This window comes from Aeromonas sp. 604176 (genome assembly GCF_049170755.1).
Taxonomy (GTDB): Bacteria; Pseudomonadota; Gammaproteobacteria; order Enterobacterales; family Aeromonadaceae; genus Aeromonas; species Aeromonas veronii_A.
The window spans coordinates 1-3,553 of the sequence record NZ_JAAKNE010000198.1 but is presented as its reverse complement, the minus strand read 5'-3'; the positions used below and the strand labels follow the sequence as shown (position 1 = coordinate 3,553).

The 3,553-nt window shown below is 56.7% G+C and carries 4 protein-coding genes; 3 read left to right on the top strand and 1 reads right to left on the bottom strand.

What is annotated here, in order from left to right:
- A partial coding sequence (locus G5358_RS20440; protein WP_421324817.1) for an L-serine ammonia-lyase occupies positions 1-1,002 on the top strand: 1,002 nt, incomplete at its 5' end.
- Between the two features lie 837 nt (positions 1,003-1,839).
- Here the strand turns inward: G5358_RS20440 and G5358_RS20435 are convergent.
- The gene (locus tag G5358_RS20435; protein WP_005360946.1) at positions 1,840-2,118 is read right to left on the bottom strand and encodes a YcgL domain-containing protein; all 279 of its coding nucleotides are present in this window, start codon (positions 2,116-2,118) and stop codon (positions 1,840-1,842) included.
- Positions 2,119-2,225: 107 nt separating this feature from the next.
- On the opposite strand from G5358_RS20435, the gene minC reads away from it, so the two are divergent.
- Both minC and minD read left to right on the top strand, forming a co-directional pair.
- Positions 2,226-2,945, top strand: coding sequence for a septum site-determining protein MinC (gene minC / locus G5358_RS20430; protein WP_069528166.1), 720 nt, complete (start codon positions 2,226-2,228; stop codon positions 2,943-2,945).
- 18 nt (positions 2,946-2,963) lie between these two features.
- Positions 2,964-3,553: septum site-determining protein MinD (gene minD, locus G5358_RS20425; RefSeq protein ID WP_421324816.1), on the top strand; the 590-nt coding region annotated here is incomplete at its 3' end.

Sequence of the window (3,553 nt, the reverse complement as noted above, 5' to 3'; positions counted from 1 at the left end):
AACGGCATGAAGCTGACTGCCCTGATCGAAGATGAAGTGGTGTACAGCAAGACCTACTACTCCATCGGTGGTGGCTTTATCGTTGACGAAGAGAACTTCGGCAAGGCTGACAGCGGCGACATGTCCGTACGCTATCCGTTCAAGAGCGCCGCTGAGCTGGTTGCCCATTGCAGCCAGACCGGTCTCTCCATCTCTGCCCTGATGATGGAAAACGAGAAGTGCTTCAACACTCCGGAAGAGATCTACAAGAAGTTCGGCAAGATCTGGAACACCATGCGCGAAGGTATCGAGCGCGGCTGCCGTACCGAAGGCGTGCTCTCCGGCCCGCTGCGCGTACCCCGTCGTGCCGCGCCGCTCTACCGTCAGCTCAACACCAACGAGAACCTCTCGAGCGATCCGATGAACATCGTTGACTGGGTCAACATGTTCGCTCTGGCCGTGAGTGAAGAGAACGCTGCCGGTGGCCGCGTGGTCACTGCACCGACCAACGGCGCTGCCGGTATCATCCCGGCCGTACTGGCTTACTACGACAAGTTCATCCAGCCGGTTGGCCGCGACGAGTACACCCGTTTCTATCTGGCTGCCGGTGCCGTCGGCATCCTCTACAAGATGAACGCCTCCATCTCCGGCGCCGAAGTGGGCTGTCAGGGTGAAGTGGGTGTCTCCTGCTCCATGGCCGCTGCCGGTCTGACCGAGCTGATGGGCGGTAGCCCGGAGCACGTCTGCGAAGCTGCCGAGATCGGCATGGAACACAACCTGGGTCTGACCTGTGATCCGGTTGCCGGTCAGGTACAGGTGCCTTGCATCGAGCGTAACGCCATCGCAGCCATGAAAGCGGTCAACGCCTCCCGTATGGCCCTGCGTCGTACCTCCAAGCCGCGCGTCTCCCTGGACAAGGTGATCGAGACCATGTACATCACCGGCAAGGACATGGACTCCAAGTACCGTGAAACCTCCCGTGGCGGTCTGGCCATCAAGGTGATGCAGGTTGCTTGCGAATAAGGGTTGCGCCCTCATCTGAACAAAGGCGGGATATCCCGCCTTTTTTATTGCCCGAATGGGACGCCGGGCACTTATACCGGGATACCGACCATTTCACTGTAGGGCGTCGCGGATATACCCCTGCTACGCCACCGCAATGCGGATTGCCTTGTCTAAATGCCTCTCTAATTACGTACCTTGATTAACTCGTCTCAATGGATTGGAAGCGACGTTCTACCCTGCCAGTAACCTTTACCCGCTATCTTGCCCCTGTCACAGTTTCACAACTAATCGATATCGAGATGGCCCCTCAGCTCAATCCCCTCCACTTTGGGCATACCCTTGTTTGGCAAGACGCGGTTACCGCTCACCCTGCGGATTATCACGCCGCCACGAAAGTGCCACCTATGTGGCACTTTCGAGATCAGGGCAAACAATCAAGTACACAAACAGGGGGTTAGCTCATCACTTTGGTCACAGCGCATCGCGCAAACTGGTTTTAGCACCGTTATCACCGCCCTCTTTACGCCCTATTTGATGTACAGTGGAGGCCAAAAAAGCGCCCAAGGAAGGGGCTGAAAATAATCGATGAATTGGCCAATAGCCGTTGAAATGGAGGATATGAGCGTGCGCTACTCGCTATTTTTGTGAGCGCCAGCAAAGGTTGAGGATATGGTGTTGGGAGCAGATTGACTTTCTATTTAAACAGCGAAAAGTGAATATCACCAAAGGGAGGGTTTAATTTGGCCAGATCCTGTCACGGGATTATCGCAGGCCACCTCTCCGGGGCCGGAATGCGTCATGCAGAGTCACAAAGAATTAGCCCCGCTGGGCAGAACACACAACGGGGCAGGATATTCAGGATGGTTTTTTCAGGCTGGCCTTGTGCTGCTCCAGCAAATTTTCGGGAGGCGGTGGCACCTGCAGGTAGAACCCCTGGTTGGTCAGCGCGGCCATCACCTTGCCGACATCAGCCAGCCCCAAGGGCTTGGCCGGATCCAGCTTGGTCATCAGCACCAGCTCGGGACGCCCGAATGCGCTCAGCAGTGGCTCGGGAACACGGGAGAAATCCTCTCTTTTTTCAACAAAAAGGTAGGTCTCGGCTTTTTTGCGACTTTTATAGACTGCACACAACATGGAAATTGATATAATCCGACGAGTTTATTGCCTCTGATGGGGGCAAACTATAACATCAGGAATTGAATAACAATAACGGATTAGCATCTCTGCCTCGGGGAAGATTCATGGTTGAGCGCGATAACGAATTGAAAGGGACCACCTTCACTATTTCTGTGTTGCATATCAGCGATGGCGAGCCTGAGCGGATACGTCAGTTGTTGGCCGAAAAAGTGGCCCAGGCACCCTACTTTTTTAATTGCGCACCGCTGGTGATCAATGTTTCCCGACTGGAACATATTCCCGATTTCGAACAGCTCAAGGAGCTGGTGGAGTCCGAAGAGTTTGTGCTGGTCGGCATCACGGGGGCGCGCAGTGAAGAGATGAAGACAGCCGCCAAGGCGGTGGGACTGGCCGTGATGGCCTCGGGCAAGAGTCGCAAGAGCGAACCGGAACCCGAGCCTGCCCCCGCGCCAGCCGTCCCAGAGGTGGTTCCCGAGCCCGAACCCGCCCCCTTGATCCCGAGCAAGGTACATGTGGGACCGGTTCGTTCCGGCCAGCAGATTTACGCCGCCGGCACCTCGCTGGTGGTGCTGGGATCCGTCAGTCCGGGAGCTGAAGTGCTCGCCGATGACAGCATTCATATTTATGGCACCCTGCGTGGCAGAGCCATTGCCGGTGCCCGGGGAAACACCCAGGCCCGGATCTATTGCCAGCAATTACAGGCCGAGCTGCTCTCCATCGCGGGCACATTCCAGCTGAGCGATGCATTGCCGGCAGGCCTGATCCAGCAACCGGTACACGTCCGGCTGGACAACGAACAACTCCGAATAGACCGTATCAAATAGAGTTACAAGGAAGCGAGAATGGCGCGAATCATAGTCGTTACATCGGGTAAAGGTGGCGTTGGCAAGACCACAACCAGTGCGGCCCTGAGCACCGGCTTAGCCCAGCGTGGTCACAAGACAGTGGTCATTGACTTTGACATCGGTCTGAGAAACCTGGATCTCATCATGGGCTGCGAGCGGCGCGTGGTGTATGACTTCGTCAACGTCATCAATGGGGAAGCAAACCTCAATCAGGCGCTGATCAAGGACAAACGCTCGGAAAATCTGTTTATCCTGCCCGCCTCCCAGACCCGGGACAAAGATGCCCTCACCCGTGAGGGGGTCGAGAAGATCCTGGATCAGCTGGCGGAGATGAAGTTCGATTACATCGTCTGCGACTCCCCGGCAGGGATCGAGGCAGGCGCACTGATGGCGCTCTATTTTGCCGACGAAGCGATCGTCACCACCAACCCGGAAGTCTCTTCCGTGCGTGACTCCGACCGCATCCTTGGTATCCTGGCCTCCAAGTCCCGCCGCGCCGAGCGTGGCGAAGACCCCATCAAGGAGCACCTGCTGCTGACCCGCTACTGCCCGACCCGCGTCAACCGCGGCGACATGCTGAGCGTGCA